This is a genomic window from Agromyces sp. GXS1127, from assembly GCF_050565425.1.
Classification (GTDB): Bacteria; Actinomycetota; Actinomycetes; order Actinomycetales; family Microbacteriaceae; genus Agromyces.
This window is the reverse complement of the sequence record NZ_JBOCIG010000005.1, coordinates 1-13684: the sequence shown is the minus strand read 5'-3', so window position 1 is coordinate 13684 and position 13684 is coordinate 1. Positions and strand designations below refer to the sequence as shown.

Here is a 13684-nt window from a genome sequence, read left to right as displayed (position 1 = left end):
CGGCGGCCTTCGCGGCCTTCCGCGGTGGAAACGGGGACTGTCCTCCCCCCGTTCGGGTGCCATACACTCGGCGCGTGGCCGACCCCGACGGCGCACTCGCCGGTGCCCCCCTGCGCGTGGAGCACCTCCCGCGCGCGCCCGCACCGGTCGGTGCGGAGCAGTTCGCGTCGGTGCTCGCCGCGGCCCAGGCGGGGGCGCGCTGGGCGAACGCGAGGCTCTGGAACGACCACGCGCCGGCCGTCGCGGCCTTCCTCAGGGCGCGCGGCTCGCGCGAGCCCGACGACCTGACGAGCGAGGTGTTCCTCGCCGTCTTCGACCGGTTGGCCGCGTTCCGCGGCGGGGCGGCCGAGTTCCGCGCGTTCGTCTTCACGATCGCCTACCGGCGTCTCGCCGACGAGCTCCGCCGCCGCGGCCGTCGCGGCGATCACGAGGAGTGGCGACCGGAACTCGACGCCCGCCGGGCTCCGAGTGCCGAGGAGGAGGCGGTCGATCGCCTCGGCGACCGCGCCGCCCGGGACCTCATCGACTCGCTGGCACCCGACCAGCGCGACGTGATGGTGCTCCGCATCGTCGGTGACCTCACGGTCGAGCAGGTCGCCGCCGTGCTGGGCAAGCGTCCCGGCGCGGTGAAGGCGCTGCAGCGGCGGGCGCTGGAGTCGATGCGGAGGAAGATCGCGCAGGGCCGTACCCCTGCGCGCCGCTCCGTCGATGGCAGGGAGTGAGATGACGAACCGGATCACCGACGACGACGCAGAGGCACTGCTCCATGGCCGTTCCCCCCACGGCCGGGCCGAGCTCTCCCCCCTCGCCGATGCGATCGCCGGGTTCCGCGCTTCGTCATCCGGGGGGTCGCCGCGGCCGAGCGCCGCGGTGGCCTCCCGACTCGACGTCGGCCTCCGGCCCGGCGTCGGGTTCTCCCCCGATGAAGACCCGAACGAGGCGGCGCTCGTCCCTGCGCGCGCGCCGTCGGCGAGGAGACGAGTGGTGACGGAGTGGTTCGCGGGCCTGGGGCTCGCGGCGAAGATCTCGATGGGCGCGGTGGCCGCGGTGGCCGTGGGCGCGAGCGGAGCCGGCGCGGCCGGCGCGGCGGGCATGCTGCCCGAGCCCGCGCAGGTCGTGTTCGACCGGATGGCGGGCACCGAGTCCGGCACGGATGCCGATGACTCGAGCCTGACCGACGCGACCGGCGACGAGGCCGACGAGGCCCTCACCGGCCTCGAGAACGCGGAGGAGAAGGCCGGCTCGGGCCTCGAGACGGCGGTCGAGCACGCCGACGAGCACGCCGAGTTCGGTCTCGAGACCGCGGAGGAGAAGGCGGGCTCGGGCATCGGCACCGGCGCGGAGGCCTCCGAGGGCGCCGGCGCGCCCGAGGGTGCCGGCGACCGGGCCGACGACGCCGGTTCGCAGGCCGGCGATGCGGGCTCCCAGGCGGATGACGCTGGCTCGCAGGCGGGCGACCGCCCTGCATCGGGTGGCGACGACTGATCGTCACCGCCCGACGATGCTCGACGGGCCCTCGCCGATCTCGGCGGGGGCCCGTCGTCGTCGCCACGAGGCATCCGCTCGACCCGCCTGTGTGATACCTGAAGGGTATTTTGACAATACCCCGGGGGTATTGCTACGGTACTGACATGACCTCGAACCGGTACCTCATCATCGGCGGCGTCGCGGGCGGAATGTCCGCAGCCACCCGCCTCCGCCGCCTCGACGAGCACGCCGACATCATCGTGCTCGAGCGCGGCGGTCACGTCTCGTTCGCCAACTGCGGCCTGCCGTACTACCTCGGCGGCGTCATCGAGGAGCGCTCCAGCCTCCTCCTGCAGACCCCGGCCTCGCTCGGCAGCCGCTTCAACCTCGACGTGCGCGTGCGCACCGAGGCCGTCGCGATCGACCGCGAGGCGAAGACCGTGCTCGTCCGCGACCTCGTCACCGGCGAGGAGACCACCGAGGCGTACGACGCGCTCGTGCTCTCTCCCGGCGCGACCCCCGTCCGCCCGCCCATGCCGGGCGGCGACCGCATGCTCACCCTCCGCGACATCGACGACGTCGACCGCGCGATGGCCGAGCTCGAGGTCGCCCCGCGCACCGCGCTCGTCATCGGCGCCGGCTTCATCGGCCTCGAGATGGTCGAGAACCTCGTGCACCGCGGCCTCGACGTCACGCTCGTCGAGCTCGGCGACCAGGTCCTCCCGCCGCTCGACGCCGAGATGGCCGCGCCCGTGGCCGAGCGCCTTCGCGACGCGGGCGTCGACGTGCGCCTCGGCACGCAGGTGACCGAGCTCCACGCCGACACCGCGCTGCTCAGCGACGGCACCACCGTGCCGGCCGAGTTCGTGCTCGGCTCGATCGGCGTCCGCCCCGACACGACGCTGGCCGCCGCGGCCGGCCTCGAGATCGGCGAGCGCGGCGGCATCCGCGTCGGCGACGACCTGCGCACGAGCGACCCGCACATCTGGGCCATCGGCGACGCCGTCGAGAAGGTCGACGCGATCAGCGGCGAGCACCGCCTCGTCGCCCTCGCGGGCCTGGCCAACCGCCACGGCCGGCTCGCCGCCGACGTGATCGCGGGCCGCGACATCCGCGTTCGCAACGCTCTCGGCACCGCCGTCGTCGGCCTCATGGGCCTCACGATCGCCACGACCGGCTGGCCCGAGAAGCTGCTGCGCCGTGTCGGGCGCGACGTCCGCGTCATCCACACGCACCCCGCCTCGCACACCGGGTACTACCCGGGCGCCGAGCAGATGGCGCTGAAGCTCGTCGTCGACGCGCAGACCGACGAGATCCTCGGCGCGCAGGGCATCGGCGGCGACGGGGTCGACAAGCGCATCGACGTCATCGCGACCGCGATGGCCGGCGGCCTCACCGCGTCCGACCTCGCCGACCTCGAGCTGGCCTACGCGCCGCAGTTCTCGTCGGCCAAGGACCCGGTCAACATGCTCGGCTACGTCGCGCTCAACGCCGCCGAGGGGCTGACCCCGTCGATCCAGTGGCACGAGCTCGACGCGGCGATGGAGGCCGGCGACGTGCTCGTCGACGTCCGCACGCCGGGCGAGGTCGCCGCGGGCGCCATCCCGGGCTCGATCAACGTCCCGCTCGACGAGATCCGCGCGCGCGTCGACGAGCTGCCCGCCGGGCGCCTCATCGTGCACTGCAAGGTCGGCCAGCGCGGCCACACGGCGGTGCGCCTGCTCGCGCAGCTCGGCCGCGAGGCCGTGAACCTCGACGGCGGCTACCTCACGTGGCAGGCGGGCGAGTCGGCCCGGATCAACGCCGAGGCCCGCGAGACCGCGGCCGCCGCCTGAGGCATCCGCTTCCCATCCCCTTCCCATCCACCCACGCACACTCGATCCCAAGGAGAACCATCATGTGCAGCCCCGTCACCTGTTCCTGCGGCAAGACCACCTGGTCCGGCTGCGGCCAGCACATCGACTCGGTGAAGGACTACGTCCCCGCCGACCAGTGGTGCAACGGCGACCACGGCGACCGCTGAGCCGCGGCATCCGCCCCACCCGACCCTGACGTCGCCGGTCGCACCGCGACCGGACGACCCGACACGTCCCCGAACCCCGAGGAGAACCACCATGTGCCGAGCCGTCACGTGCCGCAAGTGCGGCAAGACCACCTCGGCCGGTTGCGGCCAGCACGTCGACCAGGTCATGCGCGGCGTGCCGCGCAACCAGCGCTGCGCGGGCCACGAGAACGAGCCGTCGACCGGCTTCTTCGCGAAGCTGTTCGGCCGCTGAGACGGCGCGCCGCTGTCGCTGCCGCCGTCGCTGAGTCGCCACTGCCGAGCCGATGCCGATCTCGCTGAGCCGGTTCCGCCGAGACCCACGGGCCGAGACGGAGGAGATTCCGCCGAGCGAGCCGCGTGTCCACCCCCGACACGCCGCCGATTCGCCGGATGATCCTCCCTCTCGGCCCGTGCTCGTGCGCGACGACCTCCGCGCGCTGCGCGCCTCTGCGGCCGCGGCCTGGTCCGAGACCATGGGGGATACCACGTCCTGCGCGCTCGCGAAGGACGGCCGGTCGCACCCCGCGGGCAAGTTCCACGAGGGCCGGGTCGCCGCCCTCGGCGAGCTGCTGAGGGCCTGCCCGGCGGATGCCACGGGGCAGGCGGTCACCGCGCTCGCCGCGTCGCTCGCCGACGAGTGGGTCTCCCGGGTGATGCCGGGCGGCGGCAGCCGCGAATGGGAGAGCTACCGCGCGGGCGGGGTCGAGGTGCTCCGCGAGGTCGCGGCATCCTGAGCCTGTCGTCGCGCGTCGTCGAGGTCGATCGAGGCCGGTCGAGGCCGAGCGATCGCGCCGATGCCGACCCGAAGTACGCTGAGGCATCCGGCCCGACCGCATCACGACCCTCGCGAGGACCCATGGCAACGACGCAGCCCGCGATGTCACCGTCCGACCTCCCGGTCGACGTGGCCCTCGATCGCGCCACCGGCCCGCGTCGGGCCGAGGCCGACGAGCTGCTCGCCCTCTTCGGGGAGGTCAGCGGCGAGCCGCCGGTCGTCTGGGCGGGCCGCATCGTCGGCTTCGGTGAGGTCGAGTACCGCTACGAGAGCGGGCGCGGCGGCCGCTCGCCGCTCCTGGCCTTCGCGCCGACGCCCCGGCAGCACACGATCTACCTGTCCGAGGGCTTCCCCGAGCGGTGGCCCGAACTCCTGGCCTCGCTCGGCCCGCACCGATCGAGCAAGGTGTGCCTCTACCTCCCTCGGTTGACCGGGGTGGACCGCGGCGTCCTGCGGACGCTGCTCGAGCGCGCGCTCGCGGAGGCGAGGGCGCAGGGTCGCTGATCGGGCGTCGAGGACGGCGCCGCGGGCGTGGCATCCCGGCCCATGTTCCATTCCTCGGACGAGGGAGAAAGGTATACCGCGACTACCTTTCTCCCCGACATTGAGGAGCAACGATGGATCCGTCGCGAAGCTCGGTGACCAAGTGGTCGCACGACCGGCCCTTCGCCGTCTGCGTGAGCCGAGCGATCAGGCGGCCGGGGGCTCCTCGGTGTCGGCGTCGTCACGGTCGCCCTTCCGCGGTGCGAGGAAGAGGTTCGCGAGGTAGCCGGTGAAGGTGCCGAAGATGCCAACGCCGACGACGATCATGAGCGCCCCCGCGAAGCGGCCCGCGTTCGTGACGGGGAACTCATCGCCGTAGCCGACGGTCGAGATCGTGACGACCGTGTACCAGAGCGCGTCGGACGCGGTCGTGATGTTCGCGCCCGGGGCGTACTGCTCGAGGTAGAGCATCGTCAGGCTTCCGAACTGCAGGACCAGCACGCCCATCAGGAGGAGTGCGTACAGGGCGCTCCCGGCGCGGTCGCGCACGAGGGTGCGCCAGATGGTGCGCGCGCCGAGCTCGCGGAACAGGCGGATGACGCGGATGATCCGGAACAGCCGCAGGATCTTGAGCTGGGCGAACGGCAGGCTCGCGAGGAGGTCGGCCCACCCGAAATGCCGGAAGAAGTACGCGCCGCGCTGTGGAGCCGTCACGAGGCGGTAGGTGAAGTCGATGAGGAACACGGCACTGAACAGCGCGTTCATGACGGTCAGCACGGTGTCGAGCGCCTCGTCGTCGACCAGCGCGTACATCAGCACGAGGTTGACGATCGAGAGCACCGAAAGTGCGCCGACGAAGATCTCGTACCCGGTGCTCTTCAGCTCGCTGCGGCGCTTCGGCATGCGTGGATCATGGCGCGAGCGCTCCGTGCGGAGCGGGCGCCACGCGGGGCGCCCGGCAGGTCGCTGATCCGGCTCAGGTCGCGGCGCGCGTGTCGGCCGACTCGCGGACCCCGACGGTCGGTTCTGGGGCCCGGCCGACGAAGCGCTCCGTGTCGGACACGGCCGCGGCGAGCAGCGCGACGAGCCGGTCGTCGCGATCGCCGATGACGGCGGTCGCGATCCCGTCCACGGCGCCGGTGATGACGTGGCGGCACTGCGTGACCGTCGTGCGCGGGTGGCCTCGGCCGACCTCGTCGATGAACCGGATGGCCCATGCGTCGGCCGCCGGCGCGGAGCGCAGCGCCGACTCGGCGAGCTCGCGCGCCGCCACGGAGAATTCGTCGTCGCGGTCCGCGATCGAGACCATCGCAGCGCGGAGACCAACCGCCTGGGATCGCTGCCGTTCCTCGGCGGCGACCGGAAGGGCCGCGTGCGCGGCCCGCACCGCGAGGAGGACGTCGAGCAGGGGGTCGTCGCTCGTCAGGCCGACGACCGACGGGATGAGCGCGGTGAGGCGTGCGCGGCCCCCGTCGCTCGTCCGATCGTTGACCAACCGGGCGAGGTGGGCGAGGGTGCCGTGCGTGCACGCGGGGTGATCACTCCAGCGTTCGCCGGCGAGGAAGGACGCGAACTCCATGAAGCACGCGCCGCGCCGCGGCGAGCGATGGCGCCCCGTCGACAGGATGGGCACGACATCCGGGTGCAGTTGGCCGCTTCGCATGGGAACCCCCTCGCAGGTCCACTGTGCGCCGGTCGCGACCGCGAATCAAGGGGTCGGCGGTCGCGCGGTGGTTGCGAGGTCACGCATCAGGGGTTTGCCGCGTCAGTTGAGCGTGCGGAGGACGTCGTCCATGCCGTCGACCAGTCGGCGTGCTGCCTTGAGCAGTTCCGCGGCGCGTGCTTCGGTGAGCAGCAGTGGGAGTACACGATGAGGTCGGCAGAGGTGAGGAACGCGTGGGCGTGCTGGGCGCGGGTGCGGACCTCGGTGCGAGTCATCTTCCGTGTACGTGCCGGCATCAGGGCGCTGCATCTCCTCGGTCGGTCGCCTTCGCGTTCGCGCCGAGGAGACTCCCGATCTCGACTCCCATGACGGTCCTGCCATCCCGGCGGATGGATGCGACCAGCGGGTCGTCGTGTTCGACGAGGCGGGCGAGCTCCGCTCTCGTTACCGCGAGAGCTTGGACCCGATTACCGGTCAGGCGTCGGAGCCGCTCCTCCAACGCCTCGAGGACGGCATCACGCTGGTCCACGGCCGTCTCGTCCTCCCAGACGACGAGGACATCGACGTCGGATTCCGGCCCGGCCTCACCGCGGGCCATGGACCCGTAGATCGCCGCGCTGGCGACGATGTCGGCGGCGGCCTCCCTGACGGCTTCCTCGACAGCGGATGTCACGACGGCGCGACTGGCCAGGATCGCCTCGATCAGATTCCACAGCACGTGTCCGCGATTCAGCGTGTACGCGTTCGCCGGTCCGACCTTCTGCATATCGACCAGGCCGAGCGTGACGAGCTCATCGAGGATCCGTTGCGTGCTGCGAAGCGCCCGCACTCCGCTGAGCTCGTGGATCCGGCGACCGGACGCGGGTTCGGCGAGCACCGCCAGTCGCCGCAGGATCCTGGCGCGGTTCTCGCCGAGGATCACGTATTCGGGATGACTCAGATCCACGGTCCCCCTGACTCGAGTCCGCATCAAGTGACTACATATTACATCAAGTGACTACCCATTGGCGGAATCGCCCGCTCGAGCCCGTGAATCTACCGAGGTGCGTCCCGGCGGACCCTTTCCGAGCGATCTCGGCCGCAGCGCGGGATTGCATGCCTTGCTTCGGACGCGCGGAGAGTGCGGTTGATCATGCAATCTGTGAAGAGCCGATGACGGGAATCGAACCCGCGCTGTCTGCTTGGGAAGCAGAAGTTATCCAGTAGTGATTCACTCGGCTTCACTCGGGCTCACGAGCCCCGGAATCACGGGGAAGTGTGAACTCCAGTGAGTCAACGTGATCTCGATTTTGTGACTATTAAGTGACTACGAGCTTCCCTGCGCGCTCCTCGATGGACGGCGGCGTTGGCTCAACCAGGCTCGCTCAGGTGCGCTACGGTGGCGCTCATGCGAGTGGGGGTCTACATCGACGGGTTCAATCTCTACTACGGCGGCCTTGCGCATCTGGGAAGCACGGCTGGATGGAAGTGGATCGACCTGCGTGCACTTGCCTCGCGGTATGCCTCATGGCAGGGGGCGCACGTCGAACGCGTCATCTACTGCACGGCCCGGTGAACGATCGAGACGACCCGGCGCAGACGCAGCGGCAGGACTTCTATCTCAAGGCGCTCAAGCTGCACGGCTCGGTGGACGTCATCGAGGAGGGCTACTACGCGTCCTGGGCGAAGGAGTCGGTCATGACCGTCGAGGCCGCAGGTACTCGAACGCCGTCGGTGATGCGCGATCCGAACCGTCGGCTGTCATGGTCGCCGGGCCTGCGCGTGCGCCGCAACGGCGAAGGCATGATGTTCGCGACGGTGCGCAAGCGCGAAGAGAAGGGTTCGGACGTGAACGTCGCGACACACCTGCTCGCCGACGTATTGCAGGGTCACGTCGACGCGGCAATCGTGATCTCGAACGACTCCGATCTGGCGTTGCCAATCCGCATCGCACGTGAGCACGTGCCGATCGGCCTCATCAACCCTGGACGCAAGCCCCTCGCTGGCGCGCTGAAAGGCATAGCCAGCGACGGAGTCGGCCGCCATTGGTGGCGTCGCCTCAACCCGTCCGACCTGCAGCAGTGCCAGTTGCCCGACCCCGTGGAGGGCATTGCGAAGCCTTCAACTTGGTGACCCGACGAATCGGGCAGCCGTGCTACAGTTGGTTTCACCAACCCGCTCCTCCATGTGAGGGCGGGTCTTTTCTTTGCCGACAGTCGCGCCGAACAGCGACCGGCCAGCGGGCTCCGGTGCGCCCACGAGTACGCCGAATCGGCGGGCGCCGATATCGCTTCGCCGCCCAAGGAACTCGCGTGCCATCCAGCAGTGGTCTGCAGACTGCCCGGCGGCGGCGGCGGCGGCGGTGACGACGACTGCAGGCAATGCACGGCGTTGACGTAACGAGTACAACATCCTGTCGACGGTCAATCGTCCTGAAAGCGGACATCGGTGCACGTGGGCGCATTCAACCGTCGAATACCTCGCCGCTGGCAAACGCCGCGTCTTCGGAGAGCAGCTCCACGAGCGCCGATGGGCACTCATCGAAGATGATCCGGTCAACGGACGGCCGGGCCATCGGCTGGAAGTCTGCCTTGATCCCGTAGCACGTGAATACCGTGCTCGGACCCGTGTATTGCACGCCCTCGTCGGTCGCCACGTCGGGCCGTGGCCCGGAGGCGATGAAGACCGAGAGCTCGGCCGTGGTATCGGTCGAGGAAGTGCCATAGATGACCACTCCGCCCTCCCGAAAGTCCAGGTCGGTCGCTGAAGTTTCCGATCTGTCCCAGCGCAGGCCTTCGATCGCGTCCAAGTAGGCGGATGGCTCGTTGTCGTCGACCGCCGGCTGGTAAAGGCTTCGCGACAATGGGTCCTCGAAGGACGCGATCTGCCGCCACAACACTCCATCGATTCCGCTTTCGTAGCCGCGATACTCGGTGCGGCAGCCGGCGAGCACTACCGGCAACACAGCCATCACCAAGACGGCTCCTCGCGCCCCTGCCCCGTGAGGCAGCTTCTCAACGCGTTCGGCCCGCGGGCGATGATCCTTTCCTGAATGGTCCCCATCCTGATTGGGCGACCGGGGTCGCCGCGTCTCGCGGGCTGTCCAAACCAAGGCGGCTCAGAACCGGGGCTGCGTGAGAAGGTGCCAAACGAGAGCCGCACCGGTAATGGTCACGACGGCGCTCAACGTGGCCAGCGAGATTCTTCCGGCCGCCTTCGAGGGAAATGCCGCGGCCGCCTGTCCAGCGAAGCCGACGACGACGGCGATGGCGACGAGCACCGCGCTGGAGAACACGACGCCGCCCAGGTTCATCCCTGAACATGCCGTGGAATCCGCGGTGCAGCTGCGGAAGGGTCCGCCCTGACCGCTGGTGTCGTAGTCGTGCAGGCTGGTCGAGAGCAAGTACATCGCGAAGAGACTGACCGGCAAGGCGACGCCGGTCAGCACGACTGTGAGCAGGGGGCCGAGGACTCGGCGGATCCGCACCAGTCGTGCGTCGGCGCCCGTGTGGATGGGAGGCATCAGCCTTGGGCGGCGCGGAGTTCCGCCATCCTCGTATCGACGTCGAGGCACAGTTCGAACACGGCCTGCTCGAGGTGCGGGTCGATGGGCGCGGGGCCGGTGTTGGGGAACCAGACGTAGTCGGGCCACTTCGCCACCCATTCGTCGCGCGGCGCCGGAGGCGGGTTGTCGAATCCGTTGGCAGCCAGGCACGGAGCGCTGTAGGCGACGAGGTAGTCGTAGATCCAGCCGAGTTCGGCGGCGGTGGGACCGGCGGCGGTGCGCTCGATCGGGTGCGAGGTCTCGCAGGTCCACGCTGCGATGGCCTCTGCCTCGTTCGCCGTGATGGCGCTCACGCTGACGACCGGTCCATCCGGGTCCGTCGCGGCGCGTCCTTCCTCGATCTGGAGTCCGGCCGCGTCGTAGCAGGCGCGGCGGACCTCGAGACGATCGGCGTCGGTGATGTACGCCTCGAACGGGTCGGCCGGCCGCACGGCGTCGGGGTAGGTGATGAGCAGAGCCGCCCACTGCGCGTCGGCGTCGGCCAGCCGCGCTGTCTCGGACTCGGCCGCCGTGAGCGGCGGCGCCGGGGCGGGGACCGCGTCGAGGTCGGGCATCGGAATCATGACGAGCGAGTTCTCCGGCGTGGCGTCCGTGGTCGCAGTGGGAGCGTCGGGCGCCTCGGCGGCGCAGCCAGCGAACGTGACGACGGTGAGTACGGATGCCGCGGCAAGCGCGGCACGGATGCCGCGACGGCCACCATGGCGGGAGGATCGCGTCGTGAATGAATCCTGTCGGAGATGCCCTTCCGCATCAGTTAGCCACGACGGGATCATGCGGTCGGCTCGCTGTCGGCGGGTGGGAGGTAGGCGGTGATGTCGATCGAGGTGTGCGGGGCCATGCTGACCGCGGTCGGATCCGCGCAATGCGCTTCGCGCTGGTCGTAGGGTGTCACGTCGTCTCGTTTCCGTTTCGTGGCGCTGGTTGTATGGGAAACCTATGTCGCGCGTGGTCGTCTGGGCGATACGACCTTCGCCACATTCCTCCGCTGTGCCGCCCGTCGGCGGCTCCGGGCTGGTCACCAGTCGAGTTGGTACCAGTCCCCTTCTCCGGGCGCGCGGCTGAACATCAGGTGGTAGCCGGTCGGGGTACGTTGCAGCACGTACTCTCCGGTCGCCAGCGCGTGGTTCGGGTCGGCTGTGAGGATGGATACGCCGTCCGAGTACAAGGGGCCGCCGGCAGGCTCGAGGATGGTGTAGTCGGTGTGATGCCCGGTGATCGCGCGGACAAGGAACTGAGCGCCGTCGTCTGCCGTGATCGTCACGTAGTGCCTGACCGAAGCGAACACAGTGAAGAGGTAGAGCAGGATCACCATCGCGACTCCGCACACGGTGACGAGTGGGCCCCAGCACCCACGCAGCGGCGCGTTCGAGCTTCAGGGACGCCCAGGCCAGCTGATGCGCGATCGTTCCCGTGCGATGCACATGGATGCCAGGAAGATGAAGTGCATCGTGGGCCGCCACTGGAACGCGCCGACCGAGAAGATCACCACCTCGAAGCCTGGCCGCTCGAGATGCTCCAAGATGAGCAACGCACTCAACGCGGTTCCCGCCGCGAGTATCGCGATCCACCGAATGACAGTGCGAGCGTGGCCGGCCAGCGTCGAAGGCGATGCGGCCGAGCCCGCCGATGTCCGTGACGCCAGCCCGGCACCCTCGTGCGGGGCAGGGTTGCGTGGGGGTTCGCTCACGATCGGGTGGAGTCGATCTCGCCGAGCCGCGTGGCCTTGGCCACGGCTTCGGTCCGAGACGTCGCGCCGAGCTTGGCGTAGATGTTGGTGTTGTGCCGTTTGACGGTGCCGACCGAGATCGACAGCGACCGGGCGATGTCGTCATTGGACCGGCCCTGCGCGATCAGCCGCATCACTTCCCTCTCGCGCAACGAGAGGACCGAAGCGGCGTGCAGATTACCGGGGGCGGGGCTCGGTGCGGCCGTGGCCGAGTGGATCGCGTCGACCAGTTCGCTGGCAGGGGCGGACTTCGACACGAACCCGGCCGCGCCGGCCGCGCGCAGGTGGTTCGCGAGAACCCGGTCGCGGTGCATGGTGACGATGAGGATATGTGTTCCCGGTGCATCCGCCCTGACCCGGCCGATCGTCGAGAGCACTGGAATGCCCGGCATCTCGACGTCAAGCAGCAGCACATCCGGCCGTGTCGCGATCGTCTGTTCGTAGGCTTCGTCGTGAGTCGCTGCCTCGCCGATCACACGTACTCTGTCGGCGGCGGTGAGCATCGCCCGCAGCCCTTCGCGGAAGAGCTCGTGGTCATCCGCGATGACGACCGTGACGGATTCCGCTCCGGTCACGTCGTGCCCCGGTCGACGAATGGCAGGTTCAGTCGAATACCCGCAGCGCCGGGCGCGCGGAGGAACTCGACGGTTGCTCCGATCGTGCCGGCGCGTTCGGCGATCCCTCGAAGGCCCAGTGAGGTCGGCTCGCGGGTGTCGTCGTTGTAGCCGAGGCCATCATCGGTCACCGTGATCCGCAGCTGAGTTGGCGACCACTCGAGTCGTGCGTGTACCGCTGTTGCCTGCTGCGCGTGGGTGCGGGCGTTGCGGCTGGCTTCGGCGACGATCGTGAACAGCTCCTCACGGGCAAGATCACTCAGGGGTCTCACCGTGCCGACTTGCGTGACGTGAACGGGAAGCGTGCCAGGTCCGCCGGTCGCGTACGCGTACTCTTCAAGGGCCGCAGCCAGTTCCATGTTTCCTACCTGTGCTCGGAGGTCGACGGCGATGTCCTGTGTGTCCATGAGCGCGCCACGGAGGACGCTGATCGCCGTGGCGACCTCCTCATCGGGGCGGCGCAACTGGGCGGCTTCCAGCCGCTGCACGCCTGCAGCGATCCCGTGCGCGATGCGATCGTGCAGCTCACGCGCCAGACGCGACCTGGCCTCGCGATCAGACGAGCGGAGCTGATCCCGGAGCACTTCCACGTACGCGATCGCACCGGGTGGGAACCGCCGCCAGATCGCATGATGCAACGTGCGGGCGACCTCCAGGTCTCGACGCTGTCCGGATGCCGCGGTGAACGCGTCGGCGAGAATCGGCAGCGCGACGCCGAATAGCACCTCCGCCGCCATCAGCGGCTCCGACGGATCGATGTCCAATGCCGCGGACCGCTGCCCGTGCGCACTCAACGCGTCAGGGTTGCCGTACTCGACCGACACCAACGCCGGAGACTCGAAGTCGCCGTCGACCCCCGAGATCGCCTCCGCCAGGATCGACAGAGCTTGAAACTCCAGCCCACCATCGAGCGCCTCGGCGGTCGCCAGTGCGCTTCCACGCTCAACCAGCCGCAGATGCAGCTCGGCGATCACCGCATCCGAGACCGTGGCCACGTCTATCCGCATGGTCGTCCAGTGCCGCCCTTCGTTGATCTCCGAGCGACGGCCGACAGCGCGCTCCTCTGGGACGGTACCCCGGAGCGCGTCACCCGGCGATACGACTTCCGACACATCCCTGACCGGACGGGACGCAGTGGCTGCCCTGGGGTTGCTCGTACGAACACTGGCGCCGGGCACGGGCTGGCGTGCACCTGTCTACGACGGTGCTCGGGCGATCCTTCGACCACCGCGAACAGAGCTTGACGCTGGAATTTGTGACTATCAAGTGACTACGAAGCACAATTAGCAATGGGTCTGCTGCACGAGTAGGTGACATCTGAGTTGGCTTGTCCTGCGGGACGGGCTGGAAGGATGTCATCGTGCCCAA

Annotated in this window: 18 protein-coding genes and 1 tRNA gene; 8 read left to right on the top strand and 11 right to left on the bottom strand. The window is 69.5% G+C overall.

Annotated elements, in window-relative coordinates:
- Window positions 1-74: 74 nt before the first annotated feature.
- From ACQ393_RS10285 to ACQ393_RS10255, 7 genes are all read left to right on the top strand, one after another.
- Window positions 75-722: an RNA polymerase sigma factor gene (locus tag ACQ393_RS10285; RefSeq protein ID WP_430646740.1), complete on the top strand. Its 648-nt coding sequence runs from the start codon at window positions 75-77 to the stop codon at window positions 720-722.
- A 1-nt stretch (window position 723) separates the two neighbouring features.
- Window positions 724-1485: a hypothetical protein gene (locus tag ACQ393_RS10280; RefSeq protein WP_430646739.1), complete on the top strand. Its 762-nt coding sequence runs from the start codon at window positions 724-726 to the stop codon at window positions 1483-1485.
- Window positions 1486-1631: 146 nt separating this feature from the next.
- Window positions 1632-3302 carry an FAD-dependent oxidoreductase gene (locus ACQ393_RS10275; protein WP_430646738.1) on the top strand — a complete coding sequence of 557 codons (1671 nt, stop codon included), beginning with the start codon at window positions 1632-1634 and terminating at the stop codon, window positions 3300-3302.
- Window positions 3303-3364: 62 nt separating this feature from the next.
- Window positions 3365-3490 carry a hypothetical protein gene (locus tag ACQ393_RS10270; protein ID WP_430646737.1) on the top strand — a complete coding sequence of 42 codons (126 nt, stop codon included), beginning with the start codon at window positions 3365-3367 and terminating at the stop codon, window positions 3488-3490.
- 91 nt (window positions 3491-3581) lie between these two features.
- A complete protein-coding gene (locus tag ACQ393_RS10265; RefSeq protein WP_430646736.1) occupies window positions 3582-3743 on the top strand; it encodes a hypothetical protein in 162 nt (53 codons plus the stop codon).
- 178 nt (window positions 3744-3921) lie between these two features.
- Complete coding sequence (locus tag ACQ393_RS10260; protein ID WP_430646735.1) at window positions 3922-4245, top strand: hypothetical protein; 324 nt, start codon at window positions 3922-3924, stop codon at window positions 4243-4245.
- Between the two features lie 122 nt (window positions 4246-4367).
- Window positions 4368-4790: a DUF1801 domain-containing protein gene (locus tag ACQ393_RS10255; protein WP_430646734.1), complete on the top strand. Its 423-nt coding sequence runs from the start codon at window positions 4368-4370 to the stop codon at window positions 4788-4790.
- 186 nt (window positions 4791-4976) lie between these two features.
- Here the strand turns inward: ACQ393_RS10255 and ACQ393_RS10250 are convergent, their stop codons facing one another.
- The 4 genes from ACQ393_RS10250 to ACQ393_RS10235 form a co-directional block, all read right to left on the bottom strand.
- The gene (locus ACQ393_RS10250; RefSeq protein ID WP_430646733.1) at window positions 4977-5672 is read right to left on the bottom strand and encodes an ion transporter; all 696 of its coding nucleotides are present in this window, start codon (window positions 5670-5672) and stop codon (window positions 4977-4979) included.
- 73 nt (window positions 5673-5745) lie between these two features.
- Window positions 5746-6432, bottom strand: a complete 687-nt coding sequence (locus ACQ393_RS10245) for a hypothetical protein (protein ID WP_430646732.1) — start codon at window positions 6430-6432, stop codon at window positions 5746-5748.
- 295 nt (window positions 6433-6727) lie between these two features.
- Window positions 6728-7378 (bottom strand): nucleotidyltransferase domain-containing protein, encoded by a 651-nt coding sequence (locus ACQ393_RS10240; protein ID WP_430646731.1) that lies wholly within the window; start codon window positions 7376-7378, stop codon window positions 6728-6730.
- Window positions 7379-7579: 201 nt separating this feature from the next.
- A tRNA-Gly gene (locus ACQ393_RS10235) sits at window positions 7580-7651 on the bottom strand.
- A 332-nt stretch (window positions 7652-7983) separates the two neighbouring features.
- On the opposite strand from ACQ393_RS10235, the gene ACQ393_RS10230 reads away from it, so the two are divergent.
- On the top strand, window positions 7984-8544 hold the full coding sequence (locus ACQ393_RS10230; RefSeq protein WP_430646730.1) for an NYN domain-containing protein: 561 nt from the start codon (window positions 7984-7986) through the stop codon (window positions 8542-8544).
- A gap of 331 nt (window positions 8545-8875) precedes the next feature.
- Here ACQ393_RS10230 and ACQ393_RS10225 read toward each other — a convergent pair whose 3' ends face one another.
- The 7 genes from ACQ393_RS10225 to ACQ393_RS10195 form a co-directional block, all read right to left on the bottom strand.
- The gene (locus ACQ393_RS10225; RefSeq protein WP_430646729.1) at window positions 8876-9382 is read right to left on the bottom strand and encodes a hypothetical protein; all 507 of its coding nucleotides are present in this window, start codon (window positions 9380-9382) and stop codon (window positions 8876-8878) included.
- Window positions 9383-9529: 147 nt separating this feature from the next.
- Window positions 9530-9859 (bottom strand): hypothetical protein, encoded by a 330-nt coding sequence (locus tag ACQ393_RS10220; RefSeq protein ID WP_430646728.1) that lies wholly within the window; start codon window positions 9857-9859, stop codon window positions 9530-9532.
- 74 nt (window positions 9860-9933) lie between these two features.
- Window positions 9934-10530, bottom strand: a complete 597-nt coding sequence (locus ACQ393_RS10215) for a hypothetical protein (RefSeq protein WP_430646727.1) — start codon at window positions 10528-10530, stop codon at window positions 9934-9936.
- A 215-nt stretch (window positions 10531-10745) separates the two neighbouring features.
- The gene (locus ACQ393_RS10210; RefSeq protein ID WP_430646726.1) at window positions 10746-10868 is read right to left on the bottom strand and encodes a hypothetical protein; all 123 of its coding nucleotides are present in this window, start codon (window positions 10866-10868) and stop codon (window positions 10746-10748) included.
- A gap of 123 nt (window positions 10869-10991) precedes the next feature.
- Window positions 10992-11288 (bottom strand): hypothetical protein, encoded by a 297-nt coding sequence (locus ACQ393_RS10205; RefSeq protein ID WP_430646725.1) that lies wholly within the window; start codon window positions 11286-11288, stop codon window positions 10992-10994.
- Between the two features lie 371 nt (window positions 11289-11659).
- Window positions 11660-12277, bottom strand: a complete 618-nt coding sequence (locus tag ACQ393_RS10200) for a response regulator (protein WP_430646724.1) — start codon at window positions 12275-12277, stop codon at window positions 11660-11662.
- The gene (locus ACQ393_RS10195; RefSeq protein ID WP_430646723.1) at window positions 12274-13311 is read right to left on the bottom strand and encodes a sensor histidine kinase; all 1038 of its coding nucleotides are present in this window, start codon (window positions 13309-13311) and stop codon (window positions 12274-12276) included. The genes ACQ393_RS10200 and ACQ393_RS10195 overlap by 4 nt, the downstream gene beginning before the upstream one ends.
- Window positions 13312-13684: the final 373 nt, after the last annotated feature.